At 74.0% G+C, this 21,083-nt stretch carries 21 protein-coding genes; 4 read left to right on the forward strand and 17 right to left on the reverse strand.

The window, feature by feature from the left end; genetic code table 11:
* Nucleotide 1: 1 nt before the first annotated feature.
* From ACF1BN_RS02040 to ACF1BN_RS02095, 12 genes are all read right to left on the reverse strand, one after another.
* Nucleotides 2-745, reverse strand: a complete 744-nt coding sequence (locus ACF1BN_RS02040) for an amino acid ABC transporter ATP-binding protein (RefSeq protein WP_392329641.1) — start codon at nt 743-745, stop codon at nt 2-4.
* Nucleotides 746-913: 168 nt separating this feature from the next.
* Complete coding sequence (locus ACF1BN_RS02045; RefSeq protein WP_392329642.1) at nt 914-1,351, reverse strand: DUF6278 family protein; 438 nt, start codon at nt 1,349-1,351, stop codon at nt 914-916.
* Between the two features lie 107 nt (nt 1,352-1,458).
* Nucleotides 1,459-2,238: an exodeoxyribonuclease III gene (locus ACF1BN_RS02050; protein WP_392329643.1), complete on the reverse strand. Its 780-nt coding sequence runs from the start codon at nt 2,236-2,238 to the stop codon at nt 1,459-1,461.
* Between the two features lie 45 nt (nt 2,239-2,283).
* The gene (locus ACF1BN_RS02055; protein ID WP_392329644.1) at nt 2,284-2,916 is read right to left on the reverse strand and encodes an MBL fold metallo-hydrolase; all 633 of its coding nucleotides are present in this window, start codon (nt 2,914-2,916) and stop codon (nt 2,284-2,286) included.
* Between the two features lie 55 nt (nt 2,917-2,971).
* Nucleotides 2,972-4,243: an alpha/beta fold hydrolase gene (locus ACF1BN_RS02060; RefSeq protein ID WP_392329645.1), complete on the reverse strand. Its 1,272-nt coding sequence runs from the start codon at nt 4,241-4,243 to the stop codon at nt 2,972-2,974.
* A 263-nt stretch (nt 4,244-4,506) separates the two neighbouring features.
* Nucleotides 4,507-5,943 (reverse strand): DEAD/DEAH box helicase, encoded by a 1,437-nt coding sequence (locus ACF1BN_RS02065; protein WP_392329646.1) that lies wholly within the window; start codon nt 5,941-5,943, stop codon nt 4,507-4,509.
* A 124-nt stretch (nt 5,944-6,067) separates the two neighbouring features.
* Entirely contained in the window at nt 6,068-6,667 is a 600-nt protein-coding gene (locus ACF1BN_RS02070; protein ID WP_392329647.1) for a hypothetical protein, read from the reverse strand.
* On the reverse strand, nt 6,664-7,827 hold the full coding sequence (locus ACF1BN_RS02075) for an ROK family glucokinase (protein ID WP_392329648.1): 1,164 nt from the start codon (nt 7,825-7,827) through the stop codon (nt 6,664-6,666). The genes ACF1BN_RS02070 and ACF1BN_RS02075 overlap by 4 nt, the downstream gene beginning before the upstream one ends.
* 66 nt (nt 7,828-7,893) lie before the next feature.
* A complete protein-coding gene (locus ACF1BN_RS02080) occupies nt 7,894-8,682 on the reverse strand; it encodes an ATP-binding cassette domain-containing protein (protein ID WP_392329649.1) in 789 nt (262 codons plus the stop codon).
* Entirely contained in the window at nt 8,679-9,743 is a 1,065-nt protein-coding gene (locus ACF1BN_RS02085; RefSeq protein ID WP_392329650.1) for an ABC transporter permease, read from the reverse strand. The genes ACF1BN_RS02080 and ACF1BN_RS02085 overlap by 4 nt, the downstream gene beginning before the upstream one ends.
* Nucleotides 9,740-10,771, reverse strand: coding sequence for a sugar ABC transporter substrate-binding protein (locus tag ACF1BN_RS02090; RefSeq protein WP_392329651.1), 1,032 nt, complete (start codon nt 10,769-10,771; stop codon nt 9,740-9,742). Before ACF1BN_RS02090 ends, ACF1BN_RS02085 begins: the two co-directional genes overlap by 4 nt.
* 98 nt (nt 10,772-10,869) lie before the next feature.
* Nucleotides 10,870-11,583 (reverse strand): GntR family transcriptional regulator, encoded by a 714-nt coding sequence (locus ACF1BN_RS02095; protein WP_392329972.1) that lies wholly within the window; start codon nt 11,581-11,583, stop codon nt 10,870-10,872.
* A 161-nt stretch (nt 11,584-11,744) separates the two neighbouring features.
* Between ACF1BN_RS02095 and ACF1BN_RS02100 the strand changes: the two genes are divergently transcribed.
* A complete protein-coding gene (locus tag ACF1BN_RS02100; RefSeq protein ID WP_392329652.1) occupies nt 11,745-12,734 on the forward strand; it encodes a Gfo/Idh/MocA family oxidoreductase in 990 nt (329 codons plus the stop codon).
* A 49-nt stretch (nt 12,735-12,783) separates the two neighbouring features.
* Here the strand turns inward: ACF1BN_RS02100 and ACF1BN_RS02105 are convergent, their stop codons facing one another.
* The gene (locus ACF1BN_RS02105) at nt 12,784-13,470 is read right to left on the reverse strand and encodes a response regulator (RefSeq protein ID WP_392329653.1); all 687 of its coding nucleotides are present in this window, start codon (nt 13,468-13,470) and stop codon (nt 12,784-12,786) included.
* Nucleotides 13,467-14,681, reverse strand: coding sequence for a sensor histidine kinase (locus ACF1BN_RS02110; protein ID WP_392329654.1), 1,215 nt, complete (start codon nt 14,679-14,681; stop codon nt 13,467-13,469). The genes ACF1BN_RS02105 and ACF1BN_RS02110 overlap by 4 nt, the downstream gene beginning before the upstream one ends.
* A gap of 144 nt (nt 14,682-14,825) precedes the next feature.
* On the opposite strand from ACF1BN_RS02110, the gene ACF1BN_RS02115 reads away from it, so the two are divergent.
* Nucleotides 14,826-15,050 (forward strand): hypothetical protein, encoded by a 225-nt coding sequence (locus ACF1BN_RS02115; protein WP_392329655.1) that lies wholly within the window; start codon nt 14,826-14,828, stop codon nt 15,048-15,050.
* A 2-nt stretch (nt 15,051-15,052) separates the two neighbouring features.
* On the opposite strand, the gene ACF1BN_RS02120 is transcribed toward ACF1BN_RS02115, so the two are convergent.
* Nucleotides 15,053-15,991 (reverse strand): DMT family transporter, encoded by a 939-nt coding sequence (locus tag ACF1BN_RS02120; RefSeq protein ID WP_392329656.1) that lies wholly within the window; start codon nt 15,989-15,991, stop codon nt 15,053-15,055.
* 251 nt (nt 15,992-16,242) lie between these two features.
* Here ACF1BN_RS02120 and ACF1BN_RS02125 point away from each other — a divergent pair, with 251 nt between their 5' ends.
* Complete coding sequence (locus ACF1BN_RS02125; RefSeq protein WP_392329657.1) at nt 16,243-16,983, forward strand: SDR family NAD(P)-dependent oxidoreductase; 741 nt, start codon at nt 16,243-16,245, stop codon at nt 16,981-16,983.
* Nucleotides 16,984-17,363: 380 nt separating this feature from the next.
* Here ACF1BN_RS02125 and alc read toward each other — a convergent pair whose 3' ends face one another.
* Together alc and allB are read right to left on the reverse strand one after the other, a co-directional pair.
* Nucleotides 17,364-18,482 (reverse strand): allantoicase, encoded by a 1,119-nt coding sequence (gene alc, locus ACF1BN_RS02130; protein ID WP_392329658.1) that lies wholly within the window; start codon nt 18,480-18,482, stop codon nt 17,364-17,366.
* Nucleotides 18,483-18,485: 3 nt separating this feature from the next.
* A complete protein-coding gene (gene allB, locus ACF1BN_RS02135; RefSeq protein WP_392329659.1) occupies nt 18,486-19,820 on the reverse strand; it encodes an allantoinase AllB in 1,335 nt (444 codons plus the stop codon).
* Nucleotides 19,821-20,149: 329 nt separating this feature from the next.
* Between allB and ACF1BN_RS02140 the strand changes: the two genes are divergently transcribed.
* Nucleotides 20,150-20,956: an IclR family transcriptional regulator gene (locus tag ACF1BN_RS02140; protein ID WP_392329660.1), complete on the forward strand. Its 807-nt coding sequence runs from the start codon at nt 20,150-20,152 to the stop codon at nt 20,954-20,956.
* Nucleotides 20,957-21,083 lie beyond the last annotated feature (127 nt).

The raw sequence follows: 21,083 nt of genomic DNA on the forward strand, positions 1-21,083 counted from the left end.
GTCAGTGCGAGAGGATCTTGGACAGGAAGTCCTTGGCGCGGTCGCTGCGCGGGGCGGTGAAGAACTCCTCGGGGGCGCGGTCCTCCAGGATCCGGCCGTCGGCCATGAAGACGACGCGGTTGGCGGCGGAGCGGGCGAAGCCCATCTCGTGGGTGACGACGACCATGGTCATGCCCTCGTGGGCGAGCTGCTGCATCACCTCCAGGACCTCGTTGATCATCTCGGGGTCGAGGGCGGAGGTCGGTTCGTCGAAGAGGAGGGCCTTGGGGTCCATGGCGAGGGCGCGGGCGATCGCGACGCGCTGCTGCTGGCCGCCGGAGAGCTGCGCCGGGTACTTCTCGGCGTGGGCGGCGAGGCCGACCCGGTCGAGGAGCTCGCGCGAACGCCGGTCGGCCTCCTCCTTCTTCCGCCCGCGCACCTTGATCTGGGCGAGGGAGACGTTGGCGAGGACGGTCTTGTGGGCGAAGAGGTTGAAGGACTGGAAGACCATGCCGACCTCGGCGCGCAGCCGGGCGAGCTCCTTGCCCTCCTCGGGGAGGGGCCGCCCGTCGATGCGGATCTCGCCGGACTCGATGGTCTCCAGGCGGTTCACGGCCCGGCAGAGGGTGGACTTGCCGGAGCCCGAGGGGCCGATGACGACGACGACCTCGCCGCGGCCGACGGTGAGGTCGATGCCCTGGAGGACGTGCAGCGTGCCGAAGTGCTTGTTCACGCCACGCAGTTCGATCAGCGGATCGACGGTCATGCGCTGCCCTGCCCCATTTCTCAGCGGTGTGCCGATGCGATGTGTCGAGACAGCGCAAACTACCCGCCGGAAAAAGGGACTTCACACCCGACACGCCCGAAAGCGGGCAAGCCGGTATTAGCCGTATTTACGGCAATCGGGTGGTGCCGGGTGCGGTGTGAGGAGAGCTCACTCCTCGGCGGCCTCCGCGTGGACCTGGGAGAGCTGCGGGGCGCCGGTCATCGCCCACTCCACGCCGTACTCGACGACGGGGATCTCGCGCCCGGACTCCAGGACGACGACCGGGCCGCCGCCCGGCCACACCTGCCAGTGGGCGCCCGGCACGTTCCGGACGATGACGGTGCCGAGGTACAGCCCCGCGTCGTTGCCGAACCAGGGCAGTTCCTCGGCGTCGTCGCGCCAGCGCGGCGGGAGCTGGTCGAGCTCCTGGAGGGAGCGCGGGGTGTCGTCGAGCGCCACGCCCGCCGTCTCGACGCGGGCGCGGAGCAGCTCGCACTCGGCGAGCAGCTCCGTCACGCCCTCCGGGTCGCGGTCGAAGGCCGCGGCCAGCGGGGACGGGTCCGGCTCGCGCCGCTTGCGCCAATGGTCGAGAAACGGGATGTTCATCGGAACAGCGTCGCACCGTCACCCGCCGGTCCACCACCCGGCACGCTGAGATCGTTATGGACCGCCGCGCAGGTCACCGAGGTCGGGGACCCGGGTCGGGCGCCGGGTCAGAGGTCGAGGTCGACGACGACCGGGGCGTGGTCGGACGCGCCCTTGCCCTTGCGCTCCTCGCGGTCCACGTAGCTGTCCCGGACGGCCTCGGCGAAGGGCTTGTTGCCGTAGACCAGGTCGATGCGCATGCCCTTGTTCTTGGGGAAGGCGAGCTGGCGGTAGTCCCAGTACGTGTACGGGTGGTCGTACTTGAGCGGGCGCGGGACGACGTCGGTGAGGCCGGTCTCGCGCAGCCCCGCGAGGGCCGCGCGCTCGGGCTCGGTGACGTGGGTGGCGCCCTCGAAGAGGGAGATGTCCCAGACGTCGGCGTCGGTCGGCGCGATGTTGTAGTCCCCGAGGACGGCGAAGGGCCGGTCGCCCGCCGCGTCCTCGCCGACGGCCGCCTTCAGGGCCTCCAGCCAGCGCAGCTTGTAGGCGTAGTGCTCGTGGGCGACCTCACGGCCGTTCGGCACGTAGACCGACCAGACGCGGACGGGGCCGCAGGTGGCGGAGATGGCCCGGGGCTCCTGCGCGCCGTCGTAGTCGGGCCCGCCGGGCAGGCCCGTCACGATGTCCTCGAAGCCGACACGGGAGAGCAGGGCCACGCCGTTCCACCTGCCGGTGGCGCTGACCGCCGACTCGTACCCCAGCGCGCGCAGTTCCTCGGTGGGGAACTGCTCGGCGGTGCACTTGGTCTCCTGGATGCACAGCACGTCGGTGCCGCTGCTCTCCAGCCAGGCCAGCAGCCGGGGCAGCCGGGCGGTGATCGAATTGACGTTCCAGGTGGCGATGCGCATGACGCCCAGCCTACTGGCGGGCACCGACAGCGGCCCGGAGCCCGCCTACAGCTCGGCGGAGGCGCCGGGGTCGAGCCGCCGGTGGTCGGTGCCGCCGAGCTCGCCGATCTGCCGGTCGTAGAGGGGGCGGGCGAGGTCGGTCAGCAGGGCGTCGTGGATGTCGTACGCCCGGCGCGGCCGCACCTCGCGGACGTAGTCGATCACCTCGGAGATCTTGTTCCACGGCGCCATGACGGGCAGCAGCAGCGTGTCGACCGGGGTGCCGGGGACGGTGAGGGCGTCACCAGGGTGGAAGACGGCGCCGTCGACGAGGTAGCCGACGTTCGTGATGCGGGGGATGTCGGGGTGGATCACGGCGTGCAGCTCGCCGTGGACCTGGACGTCGAAGCCCGCGGCGGTGAAGGTGTCGCCGTGCCCGACGGTGTGGACGCGACCCGGGTACGCGGCGGCCAGCCGGTCGGCGACGCTGCGGAGGGTCCAGAGCTCGACGGCCGGGTCGGCGTCGAGCGCGGCGCGCAGCCGGCCCTCGTCGAAGTGGTCCGGGTGCTCGTGGGTGACGAGGAGGGCGTCGGCGCCGAGCACCGCGTCCTGCTCCGTGAACGCCCCGGGGTCCAGGACGAGCGTCCGCCCGTCCTTCTCCAGCCGCACGCACGCGTGGGACTTCTTGGTCAGCTTCACGGCCCCACCCTACGCCGGGCGTGCGGGCCCGGCTCGGGTGGAACGCCGGAGCCGGCTACGCCGGGGGCGTGGTCTCCTCGGTGATGACGCGGCCGACGGTCCCGAGGGCGCTCTCCGCGGCGGGGAGGCCGCAGTAGACGGCCGTGTGCAGGACGATCTCGCGGATCTCGGCGGGCGAGAGACCGTTGCGGAGCGCGGCGCGGGTGTGGTCGGCGAGCGCCTCCCGGTGCCCGCCCGCGACGAGCGCCGTGAGGGTGACGACGCTGCGGGTGCGGCGGTCGAGGCCTTCCCTCGCCCAGACCTCGCCCCACGCGTAGCGGGTGACGAGCTCCTGGAAGTCGCCGGCGTCCTCGTCGGCGAGCGCCCGGTCGACGTGGGCGTCGCCGAGGATCTCCCGGCGGAGCCCGAGCCCCCTCTCGTACGGGTCGGGGCGGGCCTCCTCCGCCTCCTCGCCCTCCTCGGCGCCGGCCGGCGCGGGGGCGGGCTCGGCGGGGGCCGGCGGCGCCGCGGGGACCGGCGGCGGTACGGCGAGGGTGCCGCTGGTGTCGTGGCCGGTCGCCGAGAAGTGCTCCAGGAGCAGGTCCGTGACGGCGGCCGGCTGCTCGACGGGCGCGAGGTGGGAGGCGCCGGGCACGACGGCCAGCTTGGCGTCGGCGATGCCGGCGACGAGGGTACGGGCCTCCGCCGGGCCGGTGACCCGGTCCTCGGAGCCGACCAGGACCAGCGCGGGCACGCCGATGCTGCCGAGCGCGGCCCGGACGTCGAAGACGGCGAGGGCCTCGCAGGCGGCGACGTAGCAGGTGGGGTCGGTGGTCCGCACCATCTGGACGGCCCAGTCGACGATGGCCGGCTGGTTGGCGGCGAAGTGCGGGGTGAACCACTGCTCGGGCGCGGTGCGGGCCATCGGCTCCAGGCCGTTGGTGCGGACCACCACTCCGCGCTGGCGGAACTCGTCGGCGGTGCCGAAGCGGGGCGCGGTCGCGACCAGCGCCAGCGAGGCGACCCGGTGCGGGGCGCGCAGCGCCAGGTCGAGGCCGACGGCGCCGCCGAGGGAGCAGCCGGCGTAGCCGAAGCGCTGGACGCCGAGGTGGTCGAGGGTGGCGAGGAGGCGGTCGCCGAGCTCCGCGACGGAGGTGAAGGGCTGGGCGGGGGCGCCGCCGTGGCCGGGCAGGTCGAACCGGACGACGCGCCGGTCCCGGGTCAGTTCCGGGATCTGGCGGTCCCACATGTGGAAGGTGGTGCCCAACGAGGGGCCCAGGACCAGGACGGGAGCGTCCTCGGGCCCGTCGACGCGGTATTGCAGGGTGTTCGTCGGTGTCTCACTCACTCGCCCGACCCTCTCATCCCCGCCCGCACCGCGAGGCGCCGGGGCGGAACTCGGGGGTGTGACGAAGCTCGCGGGGCGCGGATCGGGGCGGTGCGGCCTGCCCGGGCGCGGACCGGGGCGGCGCCGTCAGACCCGGGCGCGCGTCGGGAGGTCCCGGTCCCGTACCGGCGGGCCCAGGCACGCACAGGGCGGCCCGGGCCCGGGTCCAACGGACCCAGGTCCGGCCGCGTCCCCCGCGGCCGGAGGCCGCGTCCCGCGCGGGGTCAGTGGCCGCGGCGGACGCGGGCGGCCTTGCGGGCTTCGGCGAGCTTGCGCTCCTCGGCGGAGCGCCGGGACTCGTTCTTGGCGCGGCCGGGCTTGCCGGGGACGGTGCCCATGCCGCGGAACTGCGCGCCGCCGCGCTTGGGGCGCTCGGCGCTGGGGGCGCTGCCGGCGACGGGGACGCCGGACGGGGCCTTGGCGCCGGTGAGGCGGCTGAGCTCGGCCTCGCCGGAGCGGACCTGGGTGACCCGGGGCCGCAGCCCCGCGTCGGCCATGAGGCGGAGCACGTCCTTGCGCTGGTCGGGCACGACCAGCGTGACCACGGTGCCGGAGCCGCCGGCCCGGGCGGTGCGCCCGCCGCGGTGCAGGTAGTCCTTGTGGTCGGCCGGCGGGTCGACGTTCACGACGAGGTCGACGTCGTCGACGTGGATGCCGCGCGCGGCGACGTTGGTGGCCACCAGGACCGGCACCTCGCCGGTGCGGAACCGCTCCAGGGTGCGGGTCCGCAGCGGCTGCGACTTGTCGCCGTGCAGGGCGGCGGCCCGTACACCGCTGCCGAGCAGGTGCGCGGTGAAGCGGTCGACGGCCGCCTTGGTCGCCAGGAACATGATCACGCGCCCGTCGCGGGCGGCGATCTCCGTGGCGGTGGCGAACTTGTCGGCGCCGTGCACCTGGAGGACGTGGTGCTCCATGGTGGTGACGGCGGCGGCCGAGGGGTCCACGGAGTGGACCACCGGGTCGTGGAGGTAGCGCTGGACCAAGAGGTCGACGTTCCGGTCGAGGGTGGCGGAGAACAGCATCCGCTGGCCCCCCTCGCGGACGAGGTCGAGCAGGGCGGTGACCTGGTCCATGAAGCCCAGGTCGGCCATCTGGTCGGCCTCGTCGAGGACCGTGATGCCGACCCGGTCGAGACGGACGTCCTTGCGCTCGACGAGGTCCATGAGCCGGCCGGGGGTCGCGACGACGACCTCGGCGCCCTCGCGGAGCGCGGTGGCCTGGCGGCCGATCGACATGCCGCCGACCACGGTGGTCATCCGCAGGCGCAGCGCCGCCGCGTAGGGGGCGAGGGCGTCGGTGACCTGCTGGGCCAGCTCGCGGGTGGGGACGAGGACGAGTGCCCGCGGCTTGCGCGCCTCGGCCCGCAGCCCGGCGGTGCGCGCGAGCAGCGGCAGCCCGAAGGCGAGCGTCTTGCCGGACCCGGTCCGTCCCCGCCCCAGCACGTCCCGCCCGGCGAGGGCGTTCGGCAGGGTGGCGGCCTGGATCGGGAAGGGGGTGGTGACGCCCTGCGCGGCGAGCAGTTCCCGCACCTCCGCGGGCAGCCCGAGCTCGTCGAAGGAGCCGACGGCGGGCAGGGCCGGCGTGTGGCTGACCGGCTGCGCGAAGTCGTCCTTGGAGACGGAGGGGCGGGGGCCGCGGTCCGGGCGGGCTGAACTGTTCATGGGTTCCATTGTGGGTCACCCGCGGGGTCCCCCCGTTCGCCGGCCGGTTCGGCCGCCGCGGCGGTGCCGCGCGTCGCCGGGGTGCCCGAAGCGCGGTGGACGCCGTTCGGTGGTGACGGGGCGGTCAGGGGCTGGTGGTGGAGACCGTGAAGACGCGGGGGAAGGCCGGGTCCGTGAGGTCGACGGTGATGTCGGTGGCCGGGCGCGGCTCCTCGCGGGTGACCGTGGTGCCCGCCCAGGTCAGGCCGTCGTCGAAGGTCCAGCCGACGATGTGCGTGTCCCGGTCGGAGACGCTGATCAGGCCCGGGGTGAGCGCGGACCGGCTGGTGCCCGACTCGGCGAGGAAGGTGTCGAGGCCGGTCGCCGTGGTGGTGAACTGCACGTACAGCCGGCTGGTCCGCCAGTTGCTGGTCTCGTAGTAGGCCACGCCGGACGCGCCCGCCGGGACGGGGACCTCGAAGACCCGGCGCTTCATCAGCGAGGGCCAGTTGTCCTGGAGGCCGGCGGCGGAGGACTCGCGCTCCTTGTCGATGCCGCTCTCCCGGCTCTGTCCGGCGGAGATCACCAGATAGCCGGCCGGGATGCCGACGAGGAGCACGATGATGACCGCCGTCAGCCAGCGGCGGCCGATCATGCGTCCTCGGTTCTCCGGCATCCGCTCCTGGGGGGTCCGCTGCTCGGGCAGCCGGTCCTCCGGTCGCGGGGACGGGCGGCGCACGGTCATGAGCCGGGGTCCTCGGGGGTGCGCGACGCGCGGCCGTGCGTGCCGGGGCGGAACGCCTGCGCGTACCGCTCGTACCTCTCGTACCGCTCCACCCGGCGCCGGTTGGCGCGGCGGAAGCGGCGGGCGACGAGCCGGGCGAGGTCGGCGGCGCCGACCATGCCGGCCTCCGGGCCGAGCTGGGCGCGGGTGATCCGGGCCTCGGGACGGTAGCCGCGGCCGGTGAGGTGGCGGCGGAAGGCGTCCCGGGCCGGGCCGATGAGCAGGTCGTCGGCGGCGGAGACGCCGCCGCCGATGACGAAGCAGGAGGGGTCGAGGGCGGCGGCGAGGTTGGCGATGCCGACGCCGAGCCACTGTCCGATGTCCTGGAGCAGTTCGACGCACATGGCGTCGCCCTCGCGGGCCAGCTCGGTGATGAGCGGGCCGGTGATCTCGGGGACGTTCCCCTTCACCCGGTCGATGATGTTGTACGCCACCGGGGAGTCGGCCGCGGCGAGCTCGCGGGCCTCGCGGACCAGGGCGTTCCCCGAGCTGTACTGCTCCCAGCAGCCGCGGTTGCCGCAGGGGCAGCGGTGGCCGCCGGGCACGACCTGCATGTGCCCGAACTCGCCGGCGACGCCGTACTTGCCCCGCTTGACCCGGCCGTCCTCCAGGATGGCGCCGCCGATGCCGGTACCGAGGGTGATCATGACGAGGTGGTCCTCGCCGCGTCCGGCGCCGAAGCGCCACTCGGCCCAGGCGGCGGTGTTGGCGTCGTTGTCCACCATGACGGGGACGGCGAGCCGGTCCTGGAGGGCGTCGCGGAGGGGTTCGTTGCGCCAGGCGAGGTGGGGGGCGAAGAGGACGCGGGCCCGGTCGGCGTCGACCCAGCCGGCCGCGCCGATGCCGACGGCGTGCACGTCGTGCCGGTCGGAGAGGTCCAGGACCAGCTCGACGATGGTGTCCTCGACGACCTTGGGGCTCTTGGACTTGTCGGGGGTCTCGGTGCGGATCTTCTCCAGGATGGTGCCGTCGGCGTCGACGACGCCCGCCATCACCTTGGTCCCGCCGATGTCGATGCCCACCGTCGGCACCCGGGGCGCCGAGAGGTGGGAGCGCCGCTCGCGGGTCCCGACGGTCCGCAGGACACCGCCCCGGGCCGCGGAGTCACGGTAGGTGTTCATCGGCTCGATTCTGCCAGGAGGGAGGTCGGGTCCGCGTGATGAAGCGGAAGGGCGGGCCCCGCCGCGTCACGCGCCGGAGGGCCGCTCCAGCTCGTGGCGGAGGTCGTCCAGCTCGCTGCCGCCCGCCATCTGGCGGGTCAACTCGTCGAGCGTCACCGACTCCTTGGTGTGGCTCGCGGCCATCACCCCGCGCTTGAGCAGCACGAACCGGTCGCCGACGAGATAGGCGTGGTGGGGGTTGTGGGTGATGAGGACCACGCCGAGGCCCTCGTCGCGGGCGGCGGCCACGTACTTGAGGACGACACCGGACTGCTTGACGCCGAGGGCGGCGGTCGGCTCGTCGAGGACGAGGACCTTGGCGCCGAAGTGGACCGCGCGGGCGATGGCCACGCACTGGCGTTCGCCGCCGGAGAGGGTGCCGATGGGCTGGTCGACGTCGCGGAGGTCGATGCCCATGCGGAGCAGCGCCTCGCGGGTGGTGGTCCGCATCCGCTCGACGTCGAGCCGCTTGAAGGGGCCCTTGCCCCGCGTGGGCTCGGAGCCGAGGAAGAAGTTCCGCCAGACGGGCATCAGCGGGACGACGGCGAGGTCCTGGTAGACGGTGGCGATGCCCCGGTCGAGGGCGGCGCGCGGGTTGGCGAGGGTCACCTCCTCGCCCTCGATGCGGAAGGTGCCGGCGTCGTGCCGGTGCAGCCCGGCGACGATCTTGATGAGGGTGGACTTGCCGGCGCCGTTGTCGCCGAGGACGCAGGTGATCCCGCCGGCCCGGACCTCCAGGGAGACCCCTTCGAGGGCGCGGATGTTGCCGTAGTACTTGGAGACGCCGGTCAGCTCCACCAGCGGGGTCGTCGTCACTTGGTGGCCTCCACGCGCTTGCGGATCCAGGCGTTCAGGAGCGTGGCGAGCAGCAGCATCGCGCCCAGGAAGAACTTGAACCAGTCGGGGTTCCACTCGGCGTAGACGATGCCCTTGCTGGTCATGCCGAAGATGAGGGCGCCGACGGCGGAGCCGATGGCGGAGCCGTATCCGCCGGTGATCAGGCAGCCGCCGATGACGGCCGCGATGATGTAGATCAGCTCGTTGCCGACGCCCTCGCCGGACTGGACGACGTCGAAGGAGAAGAGCAGGTGCTGGCCGGCGATCCAGGCGCAGAAGGCGACGCCCATGTAGAGGCCGATCTTGGTGCGGTGGACCGGGACGCCGACGGCGCGGGCCGCGTCGGCGCCGCCGCCGACGGCGAAGATCCAGTTGCCGAAGCGGGTGCGGAGCAGGATCCAGGTGGCCACGGCGACCAGGCCGAGCCACCACAGGATGGTGACCTTCAGTTCCACGCTCCCGACGGTGAGGGTCGAGGCGAAGACGTCGTGGGCGGAGGGGAAGCCCTCCATGTCGGCGATCGACTTGGTGGAGACGGTGCCGGTGATCAGTTTGGTGAGGCCCAGGTTCAGGCCGGTCAGCATGAGGAAGGTGCCCAGCGTGATGATGAAGCTGGGCAGTTTCGTCCGCGTCAGCATGAAGCCGTTGAAGGCGCCGATGGCCAGGGTGACGAGCAGCGAGACGCCGACGCCGACCCAGACGTTCGCGGTCATCTGGTAGCTGAACATCGACGACACCAGCGCGGAGCTGGTCACCAGGACGCCGGCCGAGAGGTCGAACTCGCCGCCGATCATGAGCAGCGCGACCGGCACGGCCATGATGCCGAGGGTGGAGGCCGCGTAGAGGACGGTGCCGAGGCTGGAGGGGCGCAGGAAGCTGTCGGCGGCGACCGCGAAGAAGGCGAAGACGGCGATCGCGCCGACGACCGAGCCCAGCTCGGGCCGGGCGAGGATCTTCTTCAGCCGGGTGGTGCGCAGCAGCCGTTCGTCGACGTGGTCGACGCCGTCGCCCGGCGCGGACGGGGGTGCGGCGGCGCTCATCGGGTCCCCCGCTCCGCGTACCGCTTCAGGGCCCCGGCCTGGTCCTTGGTGATGATCTGCGGTCCGGTGAGGACGGGCTTGCCGCCGCCGAGGACGTCCGCGTTGTAGCGGTAGAGCCAGAGCAGGTCGACGGCCTCGTACCCCTGGAGGTACGGCTGCTGGTCGACGGCGAAGCCGAGGGTGCCGGCCTCCAGGGCGGCGGCGACCTTGGCGTTGAGATCGAAGGTGTCGATCTCCGCCTTGCTGCCGGCGCTCTTCGCGGCCTGGACGGCGGCGTCGGCGAAGGGGGCGCCGAGGGTGACGACGGCGTCGACGTCCTTGTCGGACTGGAGCTTGGCCTCGATGGACGCCTTCACGTCGGGCATGTTGGTGCCGTCGACGTAGAGGTTGACCAGTTCGCCGCCGAAGGTCTCCTTCGTGCCGGCGCAGCGCTGCTCGTGCCCGACGTTGCCCTGCTCGTGCAGGACGCAGAGGGCCTTCTTCCTGCCGCGCTTCGTGAGCTCCTCGCCGACGGCCTGGCCGGCGACGGTCTCGTCCTGGCCGATGTGGGTGAGCGCGCCGAAGGCCTTGGACTGCTCGGCGCCGGAGTTCACGGTGATCACCGGGATGCCGGCCTTCACCGCCTTCTGGACGGCGGCCTTCATCGCGTCGGGCTTGGCGAGGGTGACGATGAGCCCGTCGACGCCCTTGGCGACGTACGAGTCGATCAGCTGCGCCTGCTGCTGGGACTCGTCGCTGTGGGCGTAGAGGAAGTTGATGTTGTCCTTGGCGGCTGCCTGCTCGGCGCCGTTCTGGACGATGTCCCAGAAGGTGTCGCCGTCGCCCGAGTGGGTCACCATGGCGAAGGTCCAGCGAGGGGTGTCGACGGCCGCCCGGCCCTGGGCCGCGGCTGCCTTGCGGGCGTCCTCCGCCCGCTTGCCGCCCGTGCTGCTGCACCCGGCGAGCGCCGCTGTGAGCGTGACGGCGAGCACGGCGCCGACAGCGGCGCGTACCCCTCCTGTCCGAAGCCCTGTCCGAAGCCTGGTCACGAGGCCGTGCCCTCCTTTGTGTCCTTCTGCGTGCATTGCAGTATCGGTCATGCGGGTGGCGGCGCTCGCCACGGGGCCCTCTCCGCGTCCCGGCGGCCCTACGGACGGACCATCAGACGGAACTCGAAGACGTAGCGGCCGGGGCGGTAGAGGTGGGAGCCGGACTCCACGGGCCGGCCGGTGGCGTCGAAGGTGGTGCGCTCCATGGTGAGCAGCGGCGCGCCGGGCTCCTCCGCGAGGAGCGCGGCCTCCTCGGGGGCGGCGGCGCGGGCGCCGATGGACTGGCGGGCGGTGTGCAGGGTGAGCGCGGCGGCGCGCAGCAGCCGGTAGAGGCCGGTGGTCTCCAGGGCGGCGGTGTCGACGAGCCCGGCGGGGAGGTGGTTGCGGAGGTACGCCAGGGGTTCGCCGCGCGCGGTGCGCAGCCGCTCCAGGTACTGGACCTCGGTGCCCTCGGGGACGCCGAGGGCGGTGGCGACGGCCGGTCCGGCGGGTTCGAGCCGGTCGACGAGGACGCGGGTGGCGGGGCGGTGGCCGGCCGCCTCCAGGTCGTCGTAGAGGCTGCTGAGCTCCGGGGAGCGGCGGACGCGGGAGTGGACGACCTGGGTGCCGACGCCCCGGCGGCGGACGAGGAGGCCCTGGTCGACGAGGGTGCGGAGGGCCTGGCGGACGGTGGGCCGGGAGAGGCCGAGGCGGGCGGCGAGGTCGATCTCGTTGCCGAGGAGGGTGCCGGGCGGCAGCGTGCCGTCGGCGACGGCCTCCTCCAGCTGCCGGGCCAGCTGGAGGTGGAGCGGGACCGGGCTCGTACGGTCCACGGAGAAGGGCGGCAGGGGGGATCCGGACTGCGGGGCCACGGGTGGGAGCGTAGCCCCGCCCCGGGACGCCGGGAAGGCGTCACGCCGGGTCCACCGGCGCGCCGCCCGCGCTTGTCCTGACAAACCTTGACACCGTCCTGCGGGCGCCCCACGGTGGGGCCATGCGCATCGGACTCATCGGTACGGGCCGGATCGGGAGTTTTCACGCGGGGGTCCTCGCCCGGCATCCGGGGGTCGGCGCGCTGGTGGTCGCCGACGCCGACCCGGCGCGGGCCGGGGCGGTGGCCCTGGCGGTGGGCGCCGAGGCCGCGCCGGACGTGGCGGCGCTGCTCGGGCGGGACCTGGACGCGGTGGTGATCGCCTCGGCGACGGCCGCGCACGCGGAGCTGATCGCCCGGGCGGCGCGGGCGGGGCTGCCGGCCTTCTGCGAGAAGCCGATCGCGCTGGACGTGCCGGGCACGCTGGCCGCCCTGGCGGCGGTGGCGGAGGCGGGCACCGAGCTCCAGCTGGGCTTCATGCGGCGCTTCGACGCGGGGTACCGGGCGGCCAGGGAGGCGGTCCGCGCCGGGCGTCTCGGCAGGCTGCACACGGTGCGGACGGCGACCTCGGACCCGGAGCCGCCGCCCGCCGCCTATCTGCCGCTCTCCGGTGGTCTCTTCCGGGACTGCATGGTGCACGACGTCGACATCGTGCGGTGGGTGACCGGCCGGGAGGTCGTGGAGGTGTACGCGCGCGGCTCGGACGCGGGTCCGGCGATGTTCCGCGAGGCCGGTGACGTGGACACGGCGGCCGCGCTGCTCACCCTGGACGACGGCACGCTGGTGTCGGCCACGGCGACCCGCTGCAACGGCGCAGGCTACGACGTGCGGATGGAGCTGGCGGGCGACCGCGACCAGCTCGCGGTGGGCCTGGACGAGCGCACCCCGCTCACCTCGCTGGAGCCCCACTCCCCCGCTCCCCCGCCGAAGCCCTGGCCCGGCTTCCTGGAGCGTTTCGCCCCGGCGTACGAGGCGGAGCTGGACGCGTTCGTGCGCCTGGTGCGCGGAGAGGGGCCCAACGCGTGCGACGGCCGGGAGGCCCTGGCGGCGCTCCGGGTCGCGGACGCCTGCGAGCGCTCCCGCCGCGAGCACCGGCCGGTGCGGTTGGTCTAGGGCCCGGCCATGGAGGTCGGAGCGGGCCGGGGCGCGCGTCCGCGTCCACCTATTCGCCGGTACGGCCGTCGGTCCCTTCGCCGAGGAGGCCGGCGTCGTGGACGAGGAGGGCGATCTGGACCCGGTTGTTGAGGCCGAGCTTGGCCAGCAGCCGGGAGACGTAGGTCTTCACCGTCGGCACGCTCATGAACAGCTGGGCGGCGATCTCGGCGTTGGAGGCGCCGCGGCCGACGGCGACGGCCACCTCCCGCTCGCGTTCGGGGAGCCCGGAGAGGCGTTCGGCGGCGGTGTTCCGGCGGGGGCGCTCCTCGGGCAGGCCGGCGACGTGGCTCATCAGCTGGCGGGTGACGGCCGGGGAGAGGACGGGGTCGCCGGCGGCGACCCGGCGGACGGCGGCGACGATCTCGGCGGGCGGGGTGTCCTTCAGGACGAAGCCGGCGGCACCGGCCCGCAGCGCGCGCAGCACCTGCTCGTCGGCGTGGAAGGTGGTCAGGACGATCACCTCGGGGGCGCCGGGCCGGGCGCGCAGCAGTTCGGTGGCGGTGAGCCCGTCGACCTGCGGCATGCGGATGTCCATGAGGACGACGTCGGGGGCGAGCCGGGCGACGAGCTCGGGGACCTCGCTGCCGTCGGAGCCCTCGCCGACGATCTCGACGGACGCGTCGCCGCCGAGCATCAGGGTGAGGCCCGCGCGGACCAGGGGGTCGTCGTCGACGAGGAGCAGCCGGATGGTCATGGGGGCCACGGTAGCCAGGCGGTGAGGGCGAAGCCGCCGCCGGGGGCCGCGCCGTGGTCGAGCCGCCCTCCGGCGAGGGCGGCCCGTTCGGAGAGCCCGATGAGGCCCTGACCGGATCCGGGGACGTGCGGGACGGGCCCGGCGGGGGCCGGGTTGCGGACCTCGACGGTGAGTCCGTCGCCCGGCCGGCCGCGCAGGGTGACGGTGACCCGGGTGCCGGGGGCGTGCTTGCGGGCGTTGGTGAGGCCCTCCTGGGCGATGCGGTAGACGGTGCGGCCGGTGGCGGCGGGCACGGAGGCGGGATCGTCGACCGTGGAGTCGAGGAGGACCGTCATCCCGGCCTCGCGGGACTCGTCGACGAGCGCGCCGAGGGTGGCGAGGGTGGGCTGCGGCCGGTGGCCGCCGCCGCTCTCCTCCCCCGGGGCGCGCAGCACGCCGATGATCTCGCGCAGGTCCTGGAGGGCGTCGTGGGCGCTGTCGCGGATGACCCCGGCGGCGCGGGCGACCTGCTCGGGCGGGGCGTCGGGCCGGAACTCCAGGGCGCCGGCGTGGACGCTGAGCAGGGTGAGCCGGTGGGCGAGGACGTCGTGCATCTCGCGGGCGATGGCCTCGCGGGCGAGCCGCTGCGCCTGCGCGGCGCGCAGCTCGGCCTCCGCCTCGGCCCGCTCGGCGCGCTCCCGCAGTGCCTCGACGAGCTGGCGGCGGGCCCGCACGAGCATGCCCCAGGCGGTGACGAGGAGGGTGAGGGCGGCGCCGAGGACGATCCCGAGGACGACGCCGGTCTCGGGGTCGGGGCGGACGAAGACGGTGGCGAAGGCCCCGGCGAGGGCGATCCCGAGGATCCAGGCGATCTCGCGGAAGGGGCGGCGGACGGCGACGCTGAAGAGGCTCGCGAGCATGGCCCCGGCGGCGACGGGGACGAGGGCGCCGACGACGGCGAGCGCGGCGGCGAGCCCGACCGGCCACCTCCGGCGCAGCCAGAGCGCGCAGCAGGCGAGGGCGCCGACGATCTGGTCGATCAGATTGACGGCTTCGCTGTTGTAGCGGCGGCTGGTGTCGGCGGCGACGAGCCCGAAGAGCGCGGCGAGCAGGAAGACCAGCGTGTCGACGACCCAGTCGCGCACCGTGCGGCGGGGCCGGGCGGCCCCGGCCCCGCCCGGTTCGACCAGGTGGGAGGGGAGCAGCCAGCGCTGCCGGTCGGTTCGCGTCATATCGGCAATGTACGCATCCGGGGGCCGCCGCACCGGTCCGCGGCGCCCGGCCGCGACCGAAGTCGCGCGGATCGATACTTCGGTCGCGGGGCGGTCGACCGGCGGCCGACGCGGCCGGCCGGGCGGCGGGTCCATGATCGCCGCATGAGGAGATTTCTTGAGGTGACCGGCTTCCTGCTCGCCGTGTTCGGAGTCTGCGGTGTGGTCCGGGAGCTCACGGGCGGCTGGTTCTCGTTCATGGGCGTGACCCGCTTCCTGACCGAGGGGGTGTGGTTCCTGGAAGGCCGCGAGGTCTTCGCGAACATCGTGATCGCCGTGCTCGGCATGGTCCTGATGATCGTCTCGGAGCGGGTCGAGAAGAGGGCGTGAACCTATCGGGCGTCGGCGTCGGCGTTCCGCCGTCCCCAGGCCGTGCCCGCGAGCACCAGGACCGCGCCCGCGAGGCCGAGGACGCCGGGCCGGTCGCCGGCCAGGGCGATGCCGGCCAGGGCGGCCCACAGCGGCTCGGTGCCGAGGAGCAGGCTGACCCGGGACGGCGAGGTGCGGCGGACGGCCCACATCTGCACGAAGAAGGCGAAGAGGGTGCAGAAGACGGAGAGGAAGATCAGCCCGGCCCACTCGCGGGGGCCGAAGTCGAGCGCGGTCGCCCAGGGGGTCGCGCCGCCGCCGGCGGCGGCGAGGACGGCGAAGACCAGGACGGCGGTGCCGAGCTGGACGGTGGTCAGCGAGAGCGAGTCGGCCGACCGGACGGCCTCGATCCGGGCCATGGCGAGGACGTGGACGGTCCTGGCCACCGCCGCGAGGAGGATCAGCAGGTCGCCGAGGGAGGGGGTGGTGAAGCCCGCACCCTGGGTGAGCAGGACGACGCCGGCGACGGACAGGGCGGCGGCGCCGAGGAAGCCGCGCGACGGCCTGGTGCGGGTGACGGCGGCCTCGGCGAGCGGGGTGAAGATCATGGTGAGGCTGATGATCAGGCCCGCGTTGGTGGCGGAGGTGTGGACGACTCCGTACGTCTCCAGGAGGAAGATCCCGGCGAGGATGCCGCCGAGCACGGCGGCGCCCCGCCACTGCGGTCCGGTCAGCGCCCGCAGCCCCTTCCAGCCGGCGGCGACCAGCACGGGCACCACCAGCGCGAAGCGCAGCACGAGGACGGCGACGACGGTGTGGCCGGTGGTGATGCCCTTGGCCGCGAGGTAGCTGCCGCCCCAGAAGACGGCGACGAGGAGCAGCGGCAGATCGGTGAGCCAGGCGCGGCGCCGGGCGCCGAACGGGACGGTTCCGGGGTACGGCGAGGCGGACGGAGCGGCCATGTCGGTGGGGTCTCCAACTCTGCGGGCGGGGTGGAGACTGCGGCGGCTCTCACTCGGGACGATCACCGTACCGGCCGGTCCCGGTGGTGACTACACCCTTTCTCCGGCGTAGCCGCCGTACGCGGGGCGCCCGGCGCCGCGACTCGTCGGTGCGCGCGGAACTCGGCGTCCGAAGGCCGCCAGCGCCGGCTCCCCGCCCCGCGTTTCCTTGAATCCGCAACCACTTGTGCGATCCGAGGAGGCAGGGAGCGATGTCCGCGATGAACGGGACGGCGGTACTGGTGACGGGCGGCAGCCGGGGCATCGGCGCCGCGACGGCGGTCAGGCTCGCCCGGGAGGGCGCCGACGTCGCCTTCACCTACGTACGGGACGAGGCGGCGGCCGAAAAGGTCGCGGCCCGCATCGAGGCGGCGGGCCGGCGGGCGCTGCCGCTGCGCGCCGACGCGGCCGACGCCGGCGACGCGGCGGGCGCGGTGCACCGGGCGGCGGACGACCTGGGGCGGCTCGACGTGCTGGTGAACAACGTCGGCATCGGGGTCCTCGGCCCACTGGCCGAACTGACCCTCGCCGATGTGGACCGGGTGCTCGCGGTGAACGTCCGGGCGGCCTTCCTCGCCTCCCAGGCGGCAGCGGAGCGGCTGCCCGACGGCGGCAGGATCATCACGATCGGCACCTGCATGAGCCAGCGGGTGCCGGGCCCCGGCGGCACCCTGTACACGCTGAGCAAGGCAGCGCTGGTGGGCCTGAACCGGGCGCTGGCCCGGGAGTTGGGCGGTCGGCGGATCACCGCCAACATCGTCCACCCGGGCCCGGTCGACACGGACCTCAACCCGGCGGACGGGCCGATGGCGGAGGGGCAGATCGGGCTGACGGCCCTGGGCCGCTTCGGCACCCCGGACGAGGTGGCGGCGGCCGTCGCCTACCTGGCGGGCCCGGGGGGCCGCTTCGTGACGGGCGCCGAACTCTCGGTGGACGGCGGCCACGCGGCGTAGGAGCGAGGAGTCGCTCCCGGACAGTGCCCGTAGGGACGCGCTGGGGGGAACGACGCGGGGCGCGCCTGTCCGGACGGCGCCCTCACGAACCGGCGAGTGAGCCGAAGGGGCGCGCCGGGGGAACGACCCCGAGCGCGCGCAGCCCCGTGAGGAACGAGCGGGGCGAGCACGGTCGGGGTCGTGAGCCCGGCTGAGGCGCCCCGGAGGCGAACCGAGCCCCGAAAGAAAAGGAGAGGGCGCACCGGTGCTGTCGGGTCGGTGCGCCCTCTGGCCGGGCGGGGTGTCGTGCCCGCCCAGTAGGGGGCCCGGACCGTGGTCCGGGGTGTTGCCGGGGGCCGGCCGGTGTCGGCCGACCGGGCCCCGGGGTCGTACGGGCTCGGTCAGCCGCCGAGCTCCTGGTGGCGGGCGGTGAGCCGGGCCGCGCCCGCTTCGGTCAGGGAGCCGAAGAGGCGGAGGCGGGAGATGCCGCCGTCCGGGTAGATGTCGATGCGTACGCGGGAGCCGACGGCCGGGGTGTCGAGGACGAACCGGTGGTTGGTGTCGGGCTGGAGCCGGGTCCGGGGAAGGATCTCGGTCCATTCCTCGGAGCCCTCGGCGGCGACGGACAGCGCGGCCCAGCCGGCGCTGTTGCCCTTGAGGTACGCGGTGTCGATCTCGACGGCGCGGACGGCGGACTCGGCCACGAGGGAGTAGCGGATCCAGTCGTTGCCCTTGTCGCGGCGGCGGCGGGTCTCCCAGCCGTCGTCCATCTTGCGCGAGCGGCCGGGCTGGATGGTGTTGGTGGCCGGGGAGTAGAAGCGGTCGGAGGCGTCCTCGACCTGGCCGCCGTTCTCCAGCGCGGCGAGGTCGAAGGTGCCGAGGACGCCGAGCCAGGCCGGGTCGGGGGCGACTTCGCCGTACACGCGGAGGCGGGCGATGCCGCCGTCGGGGTGCTGGTTGACGCGGAGGTGGGTGAAGCGCTGCTCGACGTCGACGGCGAAGCCGTTGGCGGCGTGGCCGCCGATGGCGGTGCGCGGGACGAGGGTGGTCCACTTCACGTCGTCGGCGAGCAGGTCCTCGGGCGAGGGCGAGCCGGCGACGGAGGCGGCCTCGACGGAGACGGCCTGCGGGTAGTTGCCGCGGAAGTGGGCGGTGTCGACGACGATGCCGCGGATGACGCCGGGGGCGCCGAGCCGGACGAGGGCCCAGTCGTGGTCCTCGGCGGTCGGGTGCGGTTCGGCGGCGGAGACGCCGCGGCGGCGGCGGGTCTCCCAGCCGTCCATGATCTTGCCCTTGTGGCCGAAGTGCTCGGGGTCGAACTCGGCGGCCTCGGGCTTGAGCATGTTCTCGCGCTCGGCGAAGAACTCGTCGTTGGCGGCGATGACGCCGGCGCCGAGGCGGCGGTCGGCGAGGTCGGCGTACTGGGTGAAGGGGAACTCGGCCGTGCGGTAGTCGGCGTACGGGTCGCCGCCGCCGTAGGGGCTGGCGTCGCCGGTGAAGGAGGGTATGCCGGTGCTCACGGGTCAGTTGTTCCTTTCGAGGAGGCGGCCGGAGGGCTCGGCCAGGGTGCCGCGGTCGTTGATCCGCTCGCCGCGCAGCCAGGTGGAGGTGACCACGCCGTGGAGGGTCTTGCCCGCGTAGGCGGTGATGCGGTTGCGGTGCTGGAGCTCGACCGGGTCGACGGTGAAGGTGGCCTCGGGGTCGATGACGGCGAAGTCCGCGTCGCGGCCGGCCTCGATGGCGCCCTTGCGGTCGAGTCCGGCGAGGCGGGCGGGGCCTTCGGACATCCAGCGGACGACGTCCTCCAGGGTGTGGCCGCGGCGGCGGGCCTCGGTCCAGATGGCCGGCAGGCCGAGCTGGAGGGAGGAGATGCCGCCCCAGGCGGAGGAGAAGTCCGGGGTCTTGAGGTCGGCGGTCGACGGGGAGTGGTCGGAGACGATGCAGTCGATGACCCCGTCGGCGAGCCCCTGCCACAGCGCGTCCTGGTTGACGGCCTCGCGGATCGGCGGGCAGCACTTGAACTCGGTGGCGCCGTCCGGGATCTCCTCGGCCGTGAGGGTGAGGAAGTGGGGACAGGACTCGACGGTGACCTTGACGCCCTCGGCCTTGGCGGCGGCGATGAGCGGCAGCGCGTCGGAGGAGGAGAGGTGGAGGACGTGGACGCGGGCGTCGAGCCGCCGGGCCTGGTTGATCAGGTTCTCGATGGCGGTGTTCTCGGCGTCGCGGGGCCGGGAGGCGAGGAAGTCGGCGTACTGCTCGGAGGACTTCTGCGGGGCGGCGGCGAGGTGGTGGGGGTCCTCGGCGTGGACGATCATCAGTCCGTCGAAGCCGGCGATCTCGGCGAGGGAGCGGGCCAGCTGCTCCTGGTCCAGCTCGGGGAACTCGTCGACGCCGGAGGGCGAGAGGAAGCACTTGAAGCCGTAGACGCCGGCGTCGTGCAGGGGGCGCAGGTCCTTGACGTTGTCGGGCAGGGCGCCGCCCCAGAAGCCGACGTCGACGTGGGCCTTGGCCCGGGCCACGTCCTGCTTGGTGCGCAGGTTCTCCACGGTGGTGGTGGGCGGCAGGGAGTTGAGCGGCATGTCGACGATCGTGGTGATGCCGCCGGCGGCGGCGGCGCGGGTGGCGGTCCAGAAGCCTTCCCACTCGGTGCGGCCGGGGTCGTTCACGTGGACGTGGGAGTCGACGAGTCCGGGCAGGATCACGGCGTCGCCGACGTCCTCCAGGACGGCTCCGGCGGGTACCTCCGCGTCGTGCGGCAGGACCGCCGCGATCGTGCCGTCGGAGACGGCGATGGCCGCCGGCCGCGTGCCCTCCGGGGTGATGACCCGCGTCGAGCGCAGTACCAGGTTGACGTCCACCTTGCCCCTTCCCGTTCCGCTTCCGCGAAGCAGAATTTCAACGAACTGTTGAAGGAGTCTGCGGCCGGGACGAGATGTCGTCAAGGGCGGGCCCGGCGTCGCGACCCGCGAGGGACTCTACCTAGAGGTTTCCACAAAGTGGAATAGGAATTTCGTACAGTAGAAGGTAGCTCCCTACAGGAGGGGCGGACCCGACCCCCGCCGCGCAGCCGCCGACAACGGACAAACACCCCGCTGACCGGCCCGGACGCCGAGCCCCGCACACTGTGCCCGGCCCGACGGCCCGGTAGGCTGCTGCCTTGCCCGCCTGCCCCGAAAGGACCGTTGACGTGCCGACGTCCAGCGCCAGCACCACCGACGCCGCCAAGCCCGCAGCAAGCGGTGGCGTCCAGTCCCTTGAGCGCGCCTTCGACCTCCTGGAACGGATGGCCGACGCCGGGGGCGAGGTCGGGCTCAGCGAGCTCTCCGCCAGCAGCGGGCTGCCGCTGCCCACCATCCACCGCCTGATGCGCACCCTCGTGGCCTGCGGATACGTCCGCCAGCAGCCCAACCGGCGATACGCGCTCGGCCCCCGCCTGATCCGCCTCGGCGAGTCCGCCTCCCGCCTCCTCGGCACCTGGGCCCGCCCCTACCTGGCGCGGCTCGTCGAGGAGACCGGCGAGACGGCGAACATGGCGCTCCTCGACGGCGACGAGATCGTGTACGTCGCACAGGTGCCGTCCAAGCACTCCATGCGCATGTTCACCGAGGTCGGCCGCCGGGTGCTGCCGCACTCCACCGGCGTCGGCAAGGCCCTCCTCGCCCACACCCCGGACGACGAGGTGCGCGCGCTGCTCTCCCGCACCGGGATGCCGGCCGCCACCGAGAAGACCATCACCACCGCGGACGGCTTCCTCGCGGCGCTCGCGGCGGTCCGCGACACCGGGTACGCCGTCGACGACAACGAGCAGGAGATAGGCGTCCGCTGCCTGGCGGTCTCGGTCCCCGACTCCCCCACCGCCGCGGCCATCTCCATCTCGGGACCGGCGGGCCGGGTCACGGAGGCGGCCACGGAGAGGATCGTCCCGATCCTCCAGCAGGTCGCCCGCGAGCTCTCCACGGCCCTCGCCAACACCACCGGCAACGGCCAGGCCTGACCCGGAAACGCCGCGGGGGGGGGGGCCGCCCCCCCCGCGGGCGCGGGCGCCCCCCCGCGCCGCCGCGCGCCGCGCCCCCCCCCCCCCCCCCCCCCCCCCCCCCCCCCCCCCCCCCCCCCCCCCCCGT

The sequence above is a fragment of the Streptomyces sp. NPDC014861 genome (genome assembly GCF_043081625.1).
Classification (GTDB): Bacteria; Actinomycetota; Actinomycetes; order Streptomycetales; family Streptomycetaceae; genus Streptomyces.

Coding starts and splice junctions, on each gene's coding strand:
- ACF1BN_RS02040 (WP_392329641.1), bottom strand. CDS start 745: ATGACCGTCGATCCGCTGATCGAACTGCGTGGCGTGAACAAGCACTTC.
- ACF1BN_RS02045 (WP_392329642.1), bottom strand. CDS start 1,351: ATGAACATCCCGTTTCTCGACCATTGGCGCAAGCGGCGCGAGCCGGAC.
- ACF1BN_RS02050 (WP_392329643.1), bottom strand. CDS start 2,238: ATGCGCATCGCCACCTGGAACGTCAATTCGATCACCGCCCGGCTGCCC.
- ACF1BN_RS02065 (WP_392329646.1), bottom strand. CDS start 5,943: ATGAACAGTTCAGCCCGCCCGGACCGCGGCCCCCGCCCCTCCGTCTCC.
- ACF1BN_RS02070 (WP_392329647.1), bottom strand. CDS start 6,667: ATGACCGTGCGCCGCCCGTCCCCGCGACCGGAGGACCGGCTGCCCGAG.
- ACF1BN_RS02075 (WP_392329648.1), bottom strand. CDS start 7,827: ATGAACACCTACCGTGACTCCGCGGCCCGGGGCGGTGTCCTGCGGACC.
- ACF1BN_RS02085 (WP_392329650.1), bottom strand. CDS start 9,743: ATGAGCGCCGCCGCACCCCCGTCCGCGCCGGGCGACGGCGTCGACCAC.
- ACF1BN_RS02100 (WP_392329652.1), top strand. CDS start 11,745: ATGCGCATCGGACTCATCGGTACGGGCCGGATCGGGAGTTTTCACGCG.
- ACF1BN_RS02105 (WP_392329653.1), bottom strand. CDS start 13,470: ATGACCATCCGGCTGCTCCTCGTCGACGACGACCCCCTGGTCCGCGCG.
- ACF1BN_RS02110 (WP_392329654.1), bottom strand. CDS start 14,681: ATGACGCGAACCGACCGGCAGCGCTGGCTGCTCCCCTCCCACCTGGTC.
- ACF1BN_RS02115 (WP_392329655.1), top strand. CDS start 14,826: ATGAGGAGATTTCTTGAGGTGACCGGCTTCCTGCTCGCCGTGTTCGGA.
- ACF1BN_RS02120 (WP_392329656.1), bottom strand. CDS start 15,991: ATGGCCGCTCCGTCCGCCTCGCCGTACCCCGGAACCGTCCCGTTCGGC.
- ACF1BN_RS02125 (WP_392329657.1), top strand. CDS start 16,243: ATGTCCGCGATGAACGGGACGGCGGTACTGGTGACGGGCGGCAGCCGG.